At 71.2% G+C, this 243-nt stretch carries 1 protein-coding gene; it reads right to left on the bottom strand.

The genetic code is table 11. From position 1 onward, the window contains the following. The coding region (locus tag ACQG3P_RS22120; RefSeq protein ID WP_426806250.1) for an NADP-dependent isocitrate dehydrogenase at positions 1–187 on the bottom strand (187 nt) is incomplete at its 3' end. Positions 188–243: the final 56 nt, after the last annotated feature.

Consider the following 243-nt stretch of genomic DNA (forward strand, 5'->3'; position numbering starts at 1 on the left):
GTTCGGCCAGGTGGTCGGCTTCCTTCTGGTCGTCCTTCAGGAAATCCGGGCACCGCGCCAGGATGCGGCCGGACAGCGAGAGGTCACGTGTTTCCACTGCGATGCCGGCGGTGGCAGTGTAGGCCTCGACGAGCGGCAGCGGCGACTGGGTGGCCAGGCCCGGGGCTTCATCGGGAAGCGGGGGCAGACGCGTGGGCGTGTGGGACCGGGGGGACCGTGCTCTCCGGGGTACGCCCGCGGTGT

This window comes from Stenotrophomonas sp. SrG, assembly GCF_050031795.1.
In the GTDB taxonomy this organism is placed as follows: domain Bacteria; phylum Pseudomonadota; class Gammaproteobacteria; order Xanthomonadales; family Xanthomonadaceae; genus Stenotrophomonas; species Stenotrophomonas rhizophila_A.